Consider the following 16,847-nt stretch of genomic DNA (forward strand, 5'->3'; position numbering starts at 1 on the left):
AATAAGATAATTATTTGTATTTTCAGACAAAATAACCAGCATAAGAAAGTGTGACACAGATAACAGAATAGCCGGAAATGAATACCCATTATGAGTTACTCACTGAGGCGCCCAGAGGTTAAAAAGTTATCAACAAATCATTAATAACAAATAAACAAACGATCACATACGGGCACGCTAAATAAATTTCGTTTTCACACTGGAATTCACTTATGAAAAATGAAAAGAGAAAATCGGGAATTGAACCGAAGGTTTTTTTTCCGCCATTAATAATTGTTGGGATACTTTGTTGGTTAACAGTAAGAGATCTTGATGCCGCTAACGTCGTTATTAATGCGGTATTCAGTTATGTCACCAACGTCTGGGGTTGGGCATTCGAATGGTATATGGTCGTCATGCTCTTCGGCTGGTTCTGGTTGGTCTTTGGCCCGTATTCGAAAAAGAAATTAGGCGACGAAAAACCTGAGTTTAGTACCGCCAGCTGGATTTTTATGATGTTCGCCTCCTGTACATCCGCTGCAGTTCTGTTCTGGGGCTCTATTGAGATCTACTACTATATTTCCACACCGCCGTTCGGTCTGGAACCAAATTCCACAGGCGCGAAAGAGATAGGTCTGGCGTACAGCTTGTTCCACTGGGGACCGCTGCCGTGGGCGACCTACAGCTTCCTTTCAGTCGCGTTCGCCTACTTCTTCTTTGTACGCAAAATGGACGTTATCCGCCCTAGTTCCACGCTGGTACCGTTAGTTGGCGAGAAGCATGCTAAGGGCTTGTTCGGCACCATCGTCGATAACTTCTATCTGGTGGCGCTGATCTTCGCGATGGGCACCAGCCTCGGTCTCGCTACCCCGCTGGTAACCGAGTGTATGCAATGGCTGTTCGGTATTCCACATACGCTGCAACTCGACGCCATCATCATTACCTGCTGGATCATATTGAACGCCATTTGCGTGGCCTGCGGCCTGCAAAAAGGGGTCAAGATCGCCAGCGACGTACGTAGTTATCTGAGCTTCCTGATGCTCGGCTGGGTGTTTATCGTCAGCGGCGCCAGCTTCATCATGAACTACTTCACCGACTCGGTCGGCATGCTGCTGATGCATCTGCCGCGCATGCTGTTCTATACCGATGCCATCGGCAAAGGCGGCTTCCCGCAGGGCTGGACTGTTTTCTACTGGGCGTGGTGGGTTATTTACGCTATCCAGATGAGTATCTTCCTGGCACGTATTTCTCGCGGTCGTACCGTACGTGAACTGTGTTTCGGGATGGTACTGGGCCTGACCGCTTCCACCTGGATCCTGTGGACCGTCCTTGGCAGCAACACGCTGCTGCTGATGGATAAAAACATTCTCAACATCCCGCAGCTGATTGAACAACACGGCGTGGCGCGCGCCATTATCGAAACCTGGGCTGCTTTACCGCTCAGTACCGCCACCATGTGGGGATTCTTTATCCTCTGCTTTATTGCCACCGTCACGCTGATTAACGCCTGCTCCTACACCCTGGCGATGTCCACCTGTCGCGAAGTTCGTGATGGTGAAGAACCGCCGCTGTTGGTGCGTATCGGTTGGTCCGTTCTGGTCGGCGTCATCGGTATCGTTCTGCTGGCGCTGGGTGGGCTGAAGCCCATTCAGACCGCAATTATCGCCGGGGGATGTCCGCTGTTCTTCGTCAACATCATGGTGACGCTGTCCTTTATTAAAGACGCCAAAGTGCACTGGAAAGACAAGTAATTCTTATTAACCCAATTGATCAAGAGGCTGAAAGATGGATTTCAACTTAAATGACGAGCAGGAACTGTTTGTCGCCGGTATTCGTGAACTGATGGCCAGTGAGAACTGGGAAGCTTATTTTGCCGAGTGCGATCGCGACAGCGTCTACCCTGAGCGTTTTGTAAAAGCGCTGGCGGATATGGGCATCGATAGCCTGTTGATCCCGGAAGAACACGGCGGGCTGGAAGCCGGTTTTGTCACCGTTGCCGCCGTCTGGATGGAACTCGGACGTCTTGGCGCACCGACTTACGTGTTGTACCAATTACCAGGCGGTTTTAACACTTTTCTGCGTGAAGGTACCCAAGAGCAAATCGATAAAATCATGGCGTTCCAGGGCACCGGTAAGCAGATGTGGAACTCTGCTATCACCGAACCGGGAGCGGGATCGGATGTTGGCAGTCTGAAAACCACTTATACACGCAAAAATGGTAAGGTTTATCTTAATGGCAGTAAGTGCTTTATCACCAGTAGCGCCTATACCCCGTACATCGTAGTGATGGCGAGAGATGGTGCATCGCCGGATAAACCTGTTTATACCGAGTGGTTTGTTGACATGAGCAAAGCGGGTATCAAGGTCAACAAACTGGAGAAACTCGGTCTGCGCATGGATAGCTGCTGTGAAATCACCTTTGATGACGTTGAACTGGACGAGAAAGACATGTTCGGTCGGGAAGGTAATGGCTTCAACCGTGTGAAAGAAGAGTTTGACCATGAACGCTTCCTCGTCGCGCTGACCAACTACGGTACGGCAATGTGCGCTTTTGAAGACTCCGCGCGTTACGCCAACCAACGCGTACAGTTTGGCGAAACGATCGGCCGTTTCCAGCTGATCCAGGAGAAGTTCGCGCACATGGCGATCAAACTGAATTCCATGAAAAACATGCTGTTGGAAGCGGCATGGAAAGCGGATAACGGCATCATTACTTCGGGTGACGCGGCAATGTGCAAATACTTCTGCGCCAACGCCGCGTTCGAGGTGGTAGACACCGCCATGCAGGTACTGGGAGGTGTTGGTATCGCGGGCAACCACCGCATCACGCGTTTCTGGCGTGACCTGCGCGTTGACCGTGTTTCTGGTGGTTCTGACGAAATGCAGATCCTGACGTTGGGTCGTGCGGTACTCAAGCAATACCGATAGAACGACGCAACCTGTAGGCCTGATAAGACGCCTTAGCGTCACCATCAGGCAATCAATGCCGGATGGCGGCGCGAGCGCCTTATCCGGCCTACATGGACACCCATAAATGCCAGGAGAAAAATGATGAATCATTTACCAATGCCAGCCTTCGGCCCGCTTTCCGGGGTACGCGTTGTCTTTTCAGGGATCGAAATTGCCGGTCCGTTCGCCGGACAGATGTTCGCCGAATGGGGCGCTGAGGTTATCTGGATTGAAAACGTCGCATGGGCCGATACCATCCGCGTGCAGCCTAACTATCCGCAGCTCTCACGCCGTAACCTGCACGCCCTGTCGCTGAATATTTTCAAAGATGAAGGCCGGGAAGCGTTTCTGAAGCTGATGGAAACCACCGATATTTTCATTGAAGCCAGTAAAGGTCCGGCCTTTGCCCGCCGAGGTATTACCGATGAAGTGCTGTGGGAACATAACCCGAAACTGGTTATCGCCCACCTTTCCGGCTTCGGCCAGTTTGGTACCGAGGAGTACACCAATCTTCCGGCGTATAACACCATCGCGCAAGCGTTCAGCGGCTATCTGATCCAAAACGGCGACGTGGATCAGCCAATGCCCGCCTTCCCGTACACCGCCGATTACTTCTCCGGGATGACCGCAACGACAGCAGCGCTGGCGGCCCTGCACAAAGTGCGCGAAACGGGTAAAGGTGAAAGCATCGATATCGCTATGTACGAAGTGATGCTGCGCATGGGTCAGTATTTCATGATGGATTACTTCAACGGCGGCGAAATTTGCCCACGCATGACCAAAGGCAAAGACCCGTATTACGCTGGCTGCGGCCTGTATAAATGCGCCGATGGCTATATCGTTATGGAGCTGGTCGGCATCACGCAAATCAACGAATGCTTCAAGGATATTGGCCTCGCCCACATTCTTGGCACACCGGAAGTCCCGGAAGGCACCCAGCTTATCCATCGTGTGGAATGCCCTTACGGCCCGCTTGTGGAAGAGAAACTGGACGCCTGGCTGGCAACGCACACCATCGCCGAAGTCCAGGCGCGCTTTGCTGAGCTGAACATCGCCTGCGCGAAGGTGCTGACTATTCCTGAACTGGAAGGCAACCCGCAGTACGTTGCCCGTGAATCTATTACTCAGTGGCAAACAATGGATGGCCGCACCTGCAAAGGGCCAAACATCATGCCGAAATTTAAAAACAACCCGGGGAAAATCTGGCGTGGCATGCCGTCACATGGCATGGATACTGCCGCCATTCTGAAAAATATTGGTTATAGCGAAGCAGACATAAATGAGCTGGTCGGCAAAGGCCTGGCCAGAGTTGAGGAATAAACGCGACGCGCTAACCCCTCGATGGTTAGCGCTCACGCCTGATTTCAGTGGATAAAGCAATATGGATATCGTTGGCGGACAAAACTTACGTCAGATGTGGGACGACCTGGCCGGGGTGTACGGAGATAAAACGGCGTTAATTTTCGAATCCTGCGAAGGAATCGTTCGGCAGTTTAGCTATGCCTCGCTCAATGAAGAGATTAACCGCACGGCAAACCTGTTCCATTCCTTAGGGATCCGCAAGGGCGATAAGGTCGCATTGCATCTGGATAACTGTCCGGAATTCATTTTTTGCTGGTTTGGGCTGGCAAAAATTGGCGCCATCATGGTACCGATTAATGCCCGCTTGCTGGGTGAAGAAAGTGCCTGGATCCTGCAAAACAGCCAGGTAAGTCTGCTGGTCACCAGCGCCCAGTTTTATCCTATGTACCGCCAGATACGACTGGAAAATAGCACCCCGCTTAATCATATCTGTCTGATTGGCGAACAGCTTCCGGCTGACGACGGTGTGAGTCACTTTACCCAACTGCAATCCCGCCAGTCCACCACGCTGTGCTATACGCCCGCGTTATCCACTGACGATACGGCGGAAATTCTGTTTACCTCAGGCACCACCTCGCGGCCTAAAGGGGTGGTAATTACCCACTACAACCTGCGTTTTGCAGGCTACTACTCTGCCTGGCAAATCGCCCTGCGCGATGATGACGTCTACATGACGGTGATGCCCGCGTTTCATATCGACTGTCAGTGTACCGCCGCAATGCCCGCATTCTCCGCTGGCAGCACCTTTGTGCTGCTAGAGAAGTACAGTGCCAGGGCGTTCTGGAATCAGGTGCATAGATATAAGGCGACGGTTACCGAATGCATTCCGATGATGATCAGAACGCTAATGGTGCAGCCCGCTGCACCAACCGACAGACAGCATCACCTGCGCGAAGTGATGTTCTACCTCAATTTATCCGAGCAGGAAAAAGACGATTTTACCGAACGCTTTGGCGTCAGGCTGCTGACCTCCTACGGTATGACTGAAACCATCGTCGGTATTATCGGCGACCGTCCCGGTGACAAACGACGCTGGCCCTCCATTGGCCGCGTGGGATTTAGCTATGAAGCCGAAATCCGTGACGATCACAACCGTCCCCTGCCCGCCGGAGAAATTGGCGAAATCTGTATTAAAGGCGTGCCGGGCAAAACAATCTTCAAAGAGTACTACGCGCAGCCGGAGGCTACCGCCAAAGCGCTGGAACCTGAGGGCTGGTTACATACCGGTGATTCGGGCTATCAGGATGAGGATGGCTATTTTTATTTCGTCGACAGGCGCTGCAACATGATTAAACGCGGCGGGGAAAATGTCTCCTGCGTCGAGCTGGAAAATATTATTTCTGCGCATCCCAAAATTCAGGACATTGTGGTTGTCGGTATTAAAGATTCGATCCGTGATGAAGCTATTAAAGCGTTTATCGTCCTTAATGAAGGTGAAACATTAAGCGAAGCCGAGTTCTTCAGCTTCTGCGAAAACAATATGGCGAAATTCAAGGTTCCCTCTTTTATGGAGATAAGAACCGACCTGCCGCGCAATTGTTCAGGAAAAATAATCAAAAAAAATCTGAAATAACCCTTCCGACAGGAACTCCTCCTGCCGGGAAATCTATTTATCTGGAGATGAACTATGAGTGATTCATTACATCTGACCCGTAACGGCCCGATCCTGGAAATTACCCTCGACCGGCCTAAAGCCAATGCCATTGACGCCAAAACCAGCTTTGCCATGGGTGAAGCGTTTCTTAATTTTCGTGACGACCCGGAATTACGCGTAGCGATTATCACCGGCGGCGGTGAGAAATTCTTTTCTGCGGGCTGGGACTTAAAAGCGGCAGCTGAAGGTGAAGCGCCAGATGCCGATTTTGGCCCAGGCGGCTTCGCCGGTTTAACCGAAATTTTCGACCTCGATAAGCCGGTCATCGCTGCGGTAAACGGCTATGCGTTTGGCGGTGGTTTTGAGCTGGCGCTGGCGGCGGATTTTATTGTCTGCGCGGAAAATGCCAGCTTCGCACTGCCGGAAGCCAAGCTCGGGATCGTGCCTGACAGCGGCGGCGTACTGCGTCTGCCTAAGCTGCTGCCACCGGCAATCGTCAACGAAATGGTGATGACCGGCAGACGAATGAGCGCCGAAGAAGCGCTGCGTTGGGGCATCGTCAACCGCGTTGCCAGCCAGGGCGAACTGATGGATAGCGCGCGTGAACTGGCGCAGCAGTTGGTCAATAGCGCCCCGCTGGCTATCGCCGCACTGAAAGAGATCTATCGCACCACCAGCGAAATGCCGGTGGAAGAAGGCTACCGCTACATCCGCAGCGGCGTGCTGAAGCACTATCCATCTGTACTGCATTCGGAAGATGCGCTTGAAGGTCCGCAGGCGTTTGCCGAAAAACGCGACCCGGTGTGGAAAGGTCGTTAATAAGTTGATGCCGGATAGCGATTCGCTTATCCGGCAATAAAACCGAGATAAAACGATGAGCTACTACGCCTTTGAGGGCCTGATTCCGGTGGTACATCCAGATGCCTTTGTCCATCCCAGCGCCGTACTGATTGGCGATGTCATTGTGGGTGCCGGAGTTTATATTGGTCCGCACGCGTCATTACGCGGTGACTATGGTCGCTTGATCCTGGAGGCAGGATCTAATTTGCAGGATGGCTGCATCATGCACGGCTACTGTGACACCGATACCATCGTGCATGAGAACGGACACATCGGCCATGGCGCAATCCTGCACGGTTGCGTGGTGGGCAGAGATGCGCTGATCGGCATGAACAGCGTCATTATGGACGGCGCAGTGATTGGCGAAGAGAGCATTGTCGCCGCCATGAGCTTTGTCAAAGCCGGATTTCAGGGAGAGGCAAGGCAGATGCTGGTTGGCTCACCCGCTCGCGTATTGCGTGAAGTCACGGACCAGGAACTGCACTGGAAACGACTAAACACCAAAGAGTATCAGGATCTTGCAACTCGCTGCCACACAGGTCTACACGAAACGCTGCCCTTAACGCGGGTCGAAGAAAACCGGCCACGCCTGAAAGGCACAACGGACGTAAAACCCAAATCAGCACAGTAATTGATGCCGGATGCGCTCACGCTTATCCGGCCTACGCGTCAATCACCGTTTATGCCGCCATCAGGCAAACTGATTATTAGCGACGCATACTCTTGGAGAGCATCATCTGCCATTTCTGCTCACGGTTGAGCTCTGTTGGAGGAACGGCAGACAGGCGTGGCGTTTTCGCCATGCTCACCTTTTTCTCCTGCAAATTGTGATTCAGTCGGCTATAGAGATGAGAGTCAATACTCACGACTTTCACCAGACGCTGGCACTGACAACCCCGACCGGCAATCTGATTAGGGATCATCTTAACTTCACAAACAATTTCTCCCACTTCCGACAGAATATAAGAGAGCGTATTAATTGCTTTGCAGTGCTCGATATCAAAATGGCGGGAAATTTCCTTTGCGGTGATCCAACGATCCTCGGCCATCATCCAGTCAGCAATTAACAAATAAAGCGGTCTTTCAACATATTTTTCACACATAAGCACACCATTTTCACAAATTAAAAATCTGGCTACGGCCTGTCCAAATTAATAAAAACTAAGCCATATTAAAATTGTGGATATAAAGGATAGTATGCGACTTGAATGTTGATTAGTGTGAGCAATATCGTGCTTATTACATTGAAAATGTGGTTACGGAAACGGACTTGTCCAGGAATGACCTTACGCAAGACAAAAAAAGGGTTTCTTTACAGAAACCCTTTCAAAATTATATTACAGATCCGGTTAGAGCAATATTCACCGGACCTTTTGTTTATTACTTTTTGATCTGCGCGTGCATTTCCTGCACCGAGGTTACCTTCTCGGTGGCATCGGCATTCAACGCCATCGCTGTGGCGAAACCGCCGTTCAGCGTAGTGTCATAATGCACTTTGTACTGCAGCGCGCTGCGGCGAATAAGCTTGGAGTCTTCAATCGCCTGACGACCTTCGGTGGTGTTGATGATATAGGTGTACTCGCCATTCTTGATACGGTCCTGAATGTGCGGACGACCTTCATGCACCTTGTTCACCAGACGTGGATTGATACCCGCTTCACCCAGAACAATCGCGGTCCCGTGCGTCGCATCCAGCTCGAAGCCAAACTTCAGCAGTTTCGCTGCCAGGTCAACCACGCGCTCTTTATCGCCTTCGCGAACGGAGAGCAGTGCACGACCCTGTTTTTTCATGGTGGAGCTACTGCCCAGCTGTGCCTTGGCGAACGCTTCCGCGAAGGTACGGCCCACACCCATCACTTCCCCGGTAGAGCGCATTTCTGGCCCTAACAGCGGGTCAACGCCCGGGAATTTGTTGAACGGCAGCACCACTTCTTTTACCGAGTAGTACGGAGGGATTACTTCTTTGGTTACGCCCTGCTGTGCCAGCGTTTTCCCGGCCATCACGCGCGCCGCGACTTTCGCCAGCGGTACACCAGTTGCCTTGGAGACGAACGGAACGGTACGTGCCGCACGCGGGTTCACTTCAATCAGGTAAACTTCGTTATTCTTCACCGCAAACTGGACGTTCATCAGACCGCGAACCTGCAGTTCGAAGGCCAGTTTCTGCACCTGTTGGCGCATCACATCCTGAATTTCCTGACTCAGGGTGTAAGCAGGCAGAGAACATGCGGAGTCACCGGAGTGCACGCCCGCCTGTTCGATATGCTCCATGATGCCGCCAATCAGCACCATTTCACCGTCGCAGATAGCGTCCACGTCCACTTCAACCGCGTCATCAAGGAAACGGTCCAGCAGTACCGGCGCATCGTTAGAAACGCTGACTGCGGTCTGGAAGTAGCGACGCAGGTCGGCTTCGTCGTAGACGATTTCCATCGCGCGACCACCGAGAACATACGACGGACGCACTACCAGCGGGTAGCCAATCTCTTTCGCCTTCTCAACAGCCTGTTCGATAGCCGTTACGGTAGCGTTCGCCGGTTGTTTCAGCTTCAGACGGTCAACCGCCTGCTGGAAACGCTCGCGGTCTTCCGCGCGGTCGATGGCATCCGGGCTGGTACCGATAACCGGTACACCTGCCGCTTCCAGCGCACGCGCCAGCTTCAGCGGGGTCTGTCCGCCGTACTGTACGATGACGCCTTTCGGCTTCTCGATACGAACGATTTCCAGTACGTCTTCCAGCGTGACCGGTTCGAAGTACAGGCGGTCAGAGGTGTCGTAATCAGTTGAAACGGTTTCCGGGTTACAGTTGACCATGATGGTCTCGTAACCGTCTTCGCGCAGCGCCAGCGAGGCGTGTACGCAGCAGTAGTCAAACTCAATCCCCTGACCGATACGGTTTGGACCACCGCCCAGCACCATGATTTTATCGCGGTCAACGGACGGGTTCGCTTCGCACTCATCTTCATAGGTGGAGTACATGTAAGCGGTGTCGGTGGCAAATTCTGCCGCACAGGTATCCACGCGCTTGTAGACCGGATGCAGATTGTACTGGTCGCGCAGTTTGCGGATTTCCGCTTCGCGAACGCCGGCCAGTTTCGCCAGACGCGCATCGGCGAAGCCTTTGCGCTTCAGTACGCGCAGGAAGTCAGCGTCGAGGCCGTTGATGCCAAGGTCGGTGACTTTTTCTTCCAGACGTACCAGCTCTTCAATCTGCACCAGGAACCAGCGGTCGATGTTGGTCAGGTTGAACACGCCATCGACGGACAGGCCAGCACGGAAGGCATCGGCGATGTACCAGATACGCTCAGCGCCAGCGTCTTTCAGCTCGCGACGGATTTTAGTCAGTGCTTCCGGGTCGTCCAGGCTTACTTTCGGGTCGAAGCCGGTCGCGCCCACTTCCAGACCGCGCAGCGCTTTCTGCAGCGATTCCTGCTGGGTACGGCCAATCGCCATCACTTCACCGACAGATTTCATCTGCGTGGTCAGGCGGTCATTAGCACCAACGAATTTCTCGAAGTTGAAGCGTGGTATTTTCGTCACAACGTAGTCGATGGACGGTTCAAACGAGGCCGGAGTACGGCCACCGGTGATGTCGTTCATCAGTTCGTCGAGGGTGTAACCTACGGCCAGCTTGGCGGCAACTTTCGCAATCGGGAAGCCGGTAGCTTTGGACGCCAGCGCCGAGGAGCGGGACACACGCGGGTTCATCTCGATGACAATCAGGCGACCGTTTTTCGGGTTTACCGCAAACTGGACGTTAGAGCCGCCGGTTTCTACGCCGATTTCACGCAGTACCGCCATCGAGGCGTTACGCATGATTTGATATTCTTTGTCGGTCAGCGTCTGGGCAGGTGCTACGGTGATGGAGTCACCGGTATGGATGCCCATCGCGTCGAAGTTTTCGATGGAGCAGACGATGATGCAGTTGTCGTTTTTATCACGCACCACTTCCATCTCGTACTCTTTCCAGCCAATCAGTGATTCATCAATCAGCAGCTCGTTGGTTGGGGAAAGATCCAGACCGCGTTCGCAGATTTCTTCGAACTCTTCGCGGTTGTAGGCGATACCGCCACCGGTGCCGCCCATGGTGAAGCTAGGGCGGATAATGCACGGGAAGCCAACGTCAGCGGCAACCGCCAGCGCTTCTTCCATGGTGTGAGCGATGCCTGAACGTGCGGTGTCGAGACCAATCTTCTTCATCGCGATATCGAAGCGACGACGGTCTTCCGCTTTATCAATGGCATCCGCCGTTGCGCCAATCATGGTCACGCCGAACTCAGCCAGTACGCCCTGGCGTTCCAGTTCCAGCGCACAGTTCAGCGCTGTCTGACCGCCCATGGTTGGCAGCACTGCATCCGGGCGTTCTTTCTCAATAATTTTGCGTACCACTTCCCAGTGAATCGGCTCGATGTAAGTGGCATCGGCCATTTCCGGGTCGGTCATGATGGTTGCCGGGTTGGAGTTCACCAGAATAACGCGGTAACCCTCTTCACGCAGGGCTTTACACGCCTGCGCGCCGGAATAGTCAAACTCACACGCCTGACCGATAACAATCGGACCCGCGCCCAGAATCAGGATACTTTTTATGTCTGTACGTTTTGGCATGGCTCTTTTACTCCTGATTATTTCGCGGACTGACGGTATTGCTCAATTAACTCGATAAAGTGGTCGAACAACGGTGCAGCGTCGTGCGGACCCGGACTCGCTTCAGGGTGCCCCTGGAAGCTGAACGCCGGTTTGTCGGTACGATGAATCCCCTGCAAGGTGCCGTCGAACAGTGACTTGTGGGTCACGCGCAGGTTGGCAGGCATGGAGGCTTCATCTACGGCAAAACCGTGGTTCTGTGCGGTGATCATCACGGTATTGTTATCAATATCTTTTACCGGATGGTTACCGCCGTGGTGGCCAAACTTCATCTTAATGGTCTTCGCACCGCTCGCCAGCGCCAGCAGCTGATGGCCGAGGCAGATGCCAAATACCGGAATATCGGTTTCGAGGAATTTCTGAATCGCGGTAATTGCGTAGTCGCACGGCGCCGGGTCGCCAGGGCCGTTGGACAGGAAAATACCGTCCGGATTCATCTTCAGAACGTCTTCTGCTGAGGTTTTCGCCGGTACAACCGTCAGGCGGCAGCCGCGGTCCGCTAACATACGCAGAATGTTACGTTTGGCGCCGAAATCGTAAGCCACAACGTGGAACGGCATTTCATCGGCAGATTTCGCTTCCGGCAGGTCACCGGCTAGCGTCCAGCTCCCCTGCGTCCAACTATAAGGCTCCGCGGTGGTCACTTCTTTCGCCAGATCCATACCGTTCAGGCCTGGGAAAGCTTTTGCTTTTTCCAGTGCCAGCGCCGCATCCGGGTTATCGCCCGCGATGATGCAGCCGTTCTGTGCGCCCTTTTCACGCAGCAAACGCGTCAGCTTACGGGTATCGATATCAGCAATCGCCACAATGTTATGGCGCTTGAGGTAAGAAGAGAGGTCTTCAGTATCGCGGAAGTTGCTGGCAATCAGCGGCAGGTCGCGGATGACCAGGCCTTGCGCATGTACCTGAGAAGATTCTGCATCGGCTTCATTGGTGCCGACATTACCGATATGAGGATAAGTAAGAGTGACGATTTGGCGGGAATAGGAAGGATCAGTGAGGATTTCTTGATAACCGGTCATTGAAGTATTGAAAACGACTTCCCCAACCGCCGAACCTGTTGCCCCTATGGCCCGACCGTGAAACTGGGTTCCGTCTTCCAGAACCAATAGCGCTGACTTAATCAAAACACCCTCCAGAGAATATTCACTCACTTTATTTGCATATTAATTCATTAACACCTCATGAATCAATGCAAATTTGCTTACCTATGGATTTCTGGCAAACGGCGGCATTCTAGAGATAGCTCACACAAAAGTCTACCCAAAAGGGCTTTTTTTATTATTATTTTGCGCCACTGGGATAAAACACACGATTTAACAGGCAAAAAGATCAGCTAACTCAGGGTGGAAAACGCTTGCGGCAGACAAAGAGTGTAAAAACAGAATGCGGGAGAGAAAAAAGTGGACCATTTGGTCAAAATTTACATTGAGATAACAGAATTACCCAACAAAACATAGACAAATAACCAATTAAAAGAAAAAACACATTCAGAAGCCAAAAATAAAAGGGCAATAAAATATTGCCCTATGTAATCAAATAATTATGATTACAATAACCACATCACGAAGGGTAATGAAAGCTATAAACTGCGTAAATCAAGCACATCTTTCATGTCAAAAAGACCATTTGACTTTGATTTTAGCCAAATTGCCGAACGCACTGCGCCATTGGCAAAAGTCATGCGGCTGGACGCTTTATGCGTGATCTCAATACGCTCGCCAATATCAGCAAACATCGCGGTATGCTCACCGACGATATCCCCCGCCCGCACCGTGGCAAAACCGATCGTGCCCGGTACGCGCTCGCCGGTGTAACCTTCACGCGAATAGACGGCACACTCTTTTAAATCCTTATCCAGCGCCCCGGCAATCGCCTCGCCCATCGCCAGCGCAGTGCCTGACGGCGCATCAACTTTATGGCGGTGGTGAGCTTCAATAATCTCAATATCGGTGTAATCGCCCATCACTTTCGCCGCCTTCTCCAGCAGCTTAAGCATAACGTTCACGCCGACGCTAAAGTTCGCGGCGAAAACAATCGCAATCTCCTGCGCGGCATCACGAATAGCCTGTTTACCGGCATCGTCAAAGCCGGTGGTGCCAATCACCATCCCTTTACCGTGCTGGCGGCAAAACGCCAGATGCGCCAGCGTGCCTTCCGGGCGGGTAAAATCGATGAAAACATCGAAATCATCTTTCACCGCGTCAATGCTGCTTTGCACGGTAACGCCCGTTTTTCCAGCCCCCGCTAATTCTCCGGCATCGCTTCCCAGTAAGGACGAGCCTTCGCGCTCTAACGCGGCACCGAGCTGTACGCCTTCCATGCCGAGAGTGGCCTGAATCAACTGACGCCCCATGCGTCCTCCGGCTCCCGCGATGGCAACGCGGATTTGTGCTTCATGCATAGCTATTCTCTTTTGTTAATTTTACGTAAATCGTTTTCAGATTAACCAGCACAACGCTGCGCCGCCAGCCGAAAACGTCGATAATTAGAATTTAATGATAAACAGGCAGAGATATCAGTAAAAGGCATGACGATCAGCTAAAACCACATGATTCTCTGACCACCAGCGCAGGCGGCAGAATAATACGTTTCGGTGGTTCGTCATTTCCCTGAATGCGACTATAAAGCAGTTCCCCGGCCTTGCGACCTATCTCTTTTGCCGCCACCGACACGGTGGTGAGCGCAGGTTGAACCAGCGCCGCTTCAGTGATGTCGTCGAACCCGACCAGCGCAAAATCATGCCCAGGTTCGCGCCCCATTTTACGTAATGCCTGCATGACCCCAAGCGCCACGATATCCTGGTAACAAACGGCGGCGGTAATTTGCGGGAAGCGCAGAAGAAGCGACTCCGCCACTTTTGCGCCGTCAATTTGGCTGGCCTGCGTCGCCACTATCCATTCCGGATTCGGCGATATTCCGTACTCCAGCAACGTGCTGGTGAATCCACCGATACGCTGCGCCCGGCTCCCGGAACTTGGGCTCCCCCCAATAAACGCAATATTCTTGTGCCCCATTTTGACTAAATGGGTAGTGGCCATTTGCGTACCGAGAAAGTTATCAGTGCCCACAAAATCAAAATCAGGATCGCTAAGGGGACGAACCACCATGATGGCGGGAATATTGCGCCTTTTCAGCGCTTCAAAGAAGGAGGTCGGCGTTTCGCGCGCCGCGCAGAGCACCATGCCGCAGGCATTATTGCGCATCAACGAGTCGACAAATTTTTGCTGCCGTTCTCCTGATTCTTCGCTGTTTGCCAGAAACAGCAGCAGGTCATGCCGCTCCATCTCATGGCTCAGCCCTGCCGTCATCTCACCGTAAAAAGGGTTAGTGATATCGTGTAACAACAATCCGACCTGATTACTGCTCCGGTTACGCAGGTTGGCGGCGGTTTGATTATAAACGTAGCCGGCATCGTCCAGCGCTTTGAGCACGCGGTCACGCGTGGCCTGAGAAATACGCCCCCGGTTACGCAATACCATTGAAACGGTTGCCGTGGAGACTCCCGCGCGTTCCGCTACCTGCGCCAACGTGACTGTTGTCATGACTTCTCCTGATTTATTACGAAGGTTAATCGAATAACCGAAATCTTGTCTTTTTACGTGTGATTCACATCACGCTAACGCGCTTTTCACCGCACGGGATTCTGATTATGGCGGGTTAATCGCGTTAACCACTCTATGAAAATAAGGTTAATCGATTAATCTTAAATAAGCCAACACGGAGACAGAAAATGCATACAACCTATAATAAATTCCCTGAGGTTAACGTTCAGGGCTATGACAACCACGCCTGGCAGGGTTGGTCGTCGATCCATTCAGTGATTAACACCAGGATTTCTGGCGCAACCAAAACCGTATTGATCGTGGATTGCTATCCGGGCGTGCGGCTTGAAGAGTTGGAGCAACAGCTCGTGACGACATTAGATGCCGCACTGGTGTTGAATATTGAATCCGCCCGCCGCGATGAGCAGGCCCTGCATGATTTACTGGCGCGTAACCTGACCGACGATCGCGTATTCGGCGTGCTTTCCTGTCATCACCTGGATGAATTTTTTGATAGCGACAAACTCAGCCTGCTCCGCCAACAGATTGATGCCGTTAGTGAAGGGCTGGTCGTGGTATACGGCTCTGGCGCTGCATTGGCGCACCCAGGTGACGTACTGGTATATGCTGACCTTCCGCGCTGGGAAATTCAGCAGCGCATGCGCCATGACGGGCTGGGTAACTGGGGAGCGGAAAACCAGGATGAAGATATTCTTCGTCGTTACAAACGTGCTTTTTTCATTGAATGGCGGGTATTCGACAAACACAAAACGCCGTTACTCAAACGCGCCGATTATTTGCTCGATACCACGGTAGAAAATAGTCCCGCGATGGTCAGCGGCGACGCGCTACGCGCCGGTCTGCAACAAACCACCCAACAACCGTTTCGCGTTGCCCCTTTCTTTGACCCAGGCGTCTGGGGCGGGCAATGGATGAAACAACACTTCGATCTCGATCCCTCAGCCCCCAATTACGCGTGGTGTTTTGATTGCGTGCCCGAGGAAAACAGCCTGTTACTGCGTTTTGGCAACGTGCGGATCGAGATCCCATCTCAGGATCTGGTGCTGACCTGTCCCCGTCCCCTGCTGGGCGAAAAAGTTCACGCGCGCTTTGGCGCGGAATTCCCGATCCGTTTTGATTTCCTCGACACTATTGGCGGCCAGAATTTGAGCTTTCAGGTTCATCCGCTCACCGAATACATTCAGCAGCAGTTTGGCATGCACTATACCCAGGATGAGAGCTATTACATTCTCGAAGCCGAGCCGGACGCCGTAGTGTATCTCGGCACCAAAACCGGGATCGCGCCGCAGGATATGCTCGACGATCTCCGGGCCGCAGGGCGTGGTGAAAAAACGTTTGATGATGAACGATTCGTGAATCAGATCCCTGCGCATAAACACGATCACTTCCTGATCCCCGCCGGAACCGTCCACTGTTCGGGAGCTGGCACCATGGTGCTGGAGATCAGCGCAACGCCGTATATTTTCACCTTCAAACTGTGGGACTGGGGTCGCTTAGGGTTAGACGGCTTACCGCGTCCGGTGCATCTGGATCACGGTCAGCAGGTTATTGACTGGCAGCGTGACACGCAATGGGTGCACGACAACCTGGTCAACCGTATTGAACCTATCGCTGAAGGAGAAGGTTGGCGAGAAGAAAGAACCGGAATGCACGAACGCGAGTTTATCGAAACGCGTCGCCACTGGTTTACGGCACCGGTCACTCACCATACCCATGGCGGCGTAAACGTCCTGAACCTGGTCGAAGGAGCTCAGGCCGTTGTTGAAAGCCCGAGCGGCGCGTTTGCCCCGTTTGTCGTCAACTATGCAGAGACCTTTATCATTCCAGCCGCCGTTGGGGAGTACCGCATTTCGCCGTTTGGCAAAGGCATCGGTCAACAGCTCGCCACGATTAAAGCCTGGGTCAGAGGATAA

At 52.7% G+C, this 16,847-nt stretch carries 12 protein-coding genes; 7 read left to right on the top strand and 5 right to left on the bottom strand.

What is annotated here, in order from left to right:
- Positions 1 to 212: 212 nt before the first annotated feature.
- The 6 genes from caiT to caiE all read left to right on the top strand — a co-directional run bounded on the left by caiT (position 213) and on the right by caiE (position 7,355).
- Entirely contained in the window at positions 213 to 1,730 is a 1,518-nt protein-coding gene (caiT, locus tag GHC22_RS19540; protein ID WP_153753750.1) for an L-carnitine/gamma-butyrobetaine antiporter, read from the top strand.
- Positions 1,731 to 1,764: 34 nt separating this feature from the next.
- Positions 1,765 to 2,907, top strand: a complete 1,143-nt coding sequence (gene caiA, locus GHC22_RS19545; RefSeq protein ID WP_153753751.1) for a crotonobetainyl-CoA dehydrogenase — start codon at positions 1,765 to 1,767, stop codon at positions 2,905 to 2,907.
- Positions 2,908 to 3,030: 123 nt separating this feature from the next.
- The gene (gene caiB, locus GHC22_RS19550) at positions 3,031 to 4,248 is read left to right on the top strand and encodes an L-carnitine CoA-transferase (RefSeq protein ID WP_003018901.1); all 1,218 of its coding nucleotides are present in this window, start codon (positions 3,031 to 3,033) and stop codon (positions 4,246 to 4,248) included.
- 61 nt (positions 4,249 to 4,309) lie between these two features.
- Positions 4,310 to 5,863, top strand: coding sequence for a crotonobetaine/carnitine-CoA ligase (gene caiC / locus GHC22_RS19555; protein WP_060682769.1), 1,554 nt, complete (start codon positions 4,310 to 4,312; stop codon positions 5,861 to 5,863).
- Between the two features lie 54 nt (positions 5,864 to 5,917).
- A complete protein-coding gene (gene caiD / locus GHC22_RS19560; RefSeq protein WP_153753752.1) occupies positions 5,918 to 6,703 on the top strand; it encodes a crotonobetainyl-CoA hydratase in 786 nt (261 codons plus the stop codon).
- 55 nt (positions 6,704 to 6,758) lie between these two features.
- Positions 6,759 to 7,355, top strand: a complete 597-nt coding sequence (gene caiE / locus GHC22_RS19565) for a carnitine operon protein CaiE (protein WP_103285785.1) — start codon at positions 6,759 to 6,761, stop codon at positions 7,353 to 7,355.
- 76 nt (positions 7,356 to 7,431) lie between these two features.
- Here the strand turns inward: caiE and caiF are convergent, their stop codons facing one another.
- The 5 genes from caiF to GHC22_RS19590 form a co-directional block, all read right to left on the bottom strand.
- On the bottom strand, positions 7,432 to 7,827 hold the full coding sequence (gene caiF / locus GHC22_RS19570; protein ID WP_003829705.1) for a carnitine metabolism transcriptional regulator CaiF: 396 nt from the start codon (positions 7,825 to 7,827) through the stop codon (positions 7,432 to 7,434).
- A 277-nt stretch (positions 7,828 to 8,104) separates the two neighbouring features.
- Entirely contained in the window at positions 8,105 to 11,329 is a 3,225-nt protein-coding gene (gene carB, locus GHC22_RS19575) for a carbamoyl-phosphate synthase large subunit (RefSeq protein WP_003829707.1), read from the bottom strand.
- Between the two features lie 17 nt (positions 11,330 to 11,346).
- Entirely contained in the window at positions 11,347 to 12,495 is a 1,149-nt protein-coding gene (gene carA, locus GHC22_RS19580) for a glutamine-hydrolyzing carbamoyl-phosphate synthase small subunit (protein WP_003829709.1), read from the bottom strand.
- Positions 12,496 to 12,950: 455 nt separating this feature from the next.
- A complete protein-coding gene (gene dapB / locus GHC22_RS19585; RefSeq protein WP_153753753.1) occupies positions 12,951 to 13,772 on the bottom strand; it encodes a 4-hydroxy-tetrahydrodipicolinate reductase in 822 nt (273 codons plus the stop codon).
- Positions 13,773 to 13,905: 133 nt separating this feature from the next.
- A complete protein-coding gene (locus GHC22_RS19590) occupies positions 13,906 to 14,913 on the bottom strand; it encodes a LacI family DNA-binding transcriptional regulator (protein ID WP_048214968.1) in 1,008 nt (335 codons plus the stop codon).
- 188 nt (positions 14,914 to 15,101) lie between these two features.
- Here GHC22_RS19590 and GHC22_RS19595 point away from each other — a divergent pair, with 188 nt between their 5' ends.
- Complete coding sequence (locus GHC22_RS19595; RefSeq protein WP_048227119.1) at positions 15,102 to 16,847, top strand: class I mannose-6-phosphate isomerase; 1,746 nt, start codon at positions 15,102 to 15,104, stop codon at positions 16,845 to 16,847.

Origin of the sequence: Citrobacter sp. H12-3-2, from assembly GCF_009649895.1 — a bacterium.
Lineage (GTDB): Bacteria > Pseudomonadota > Gammaproteobacteria > Enterobacterales > Enterobacteriaceae > Citrobacter > Citrobacter portucalensis.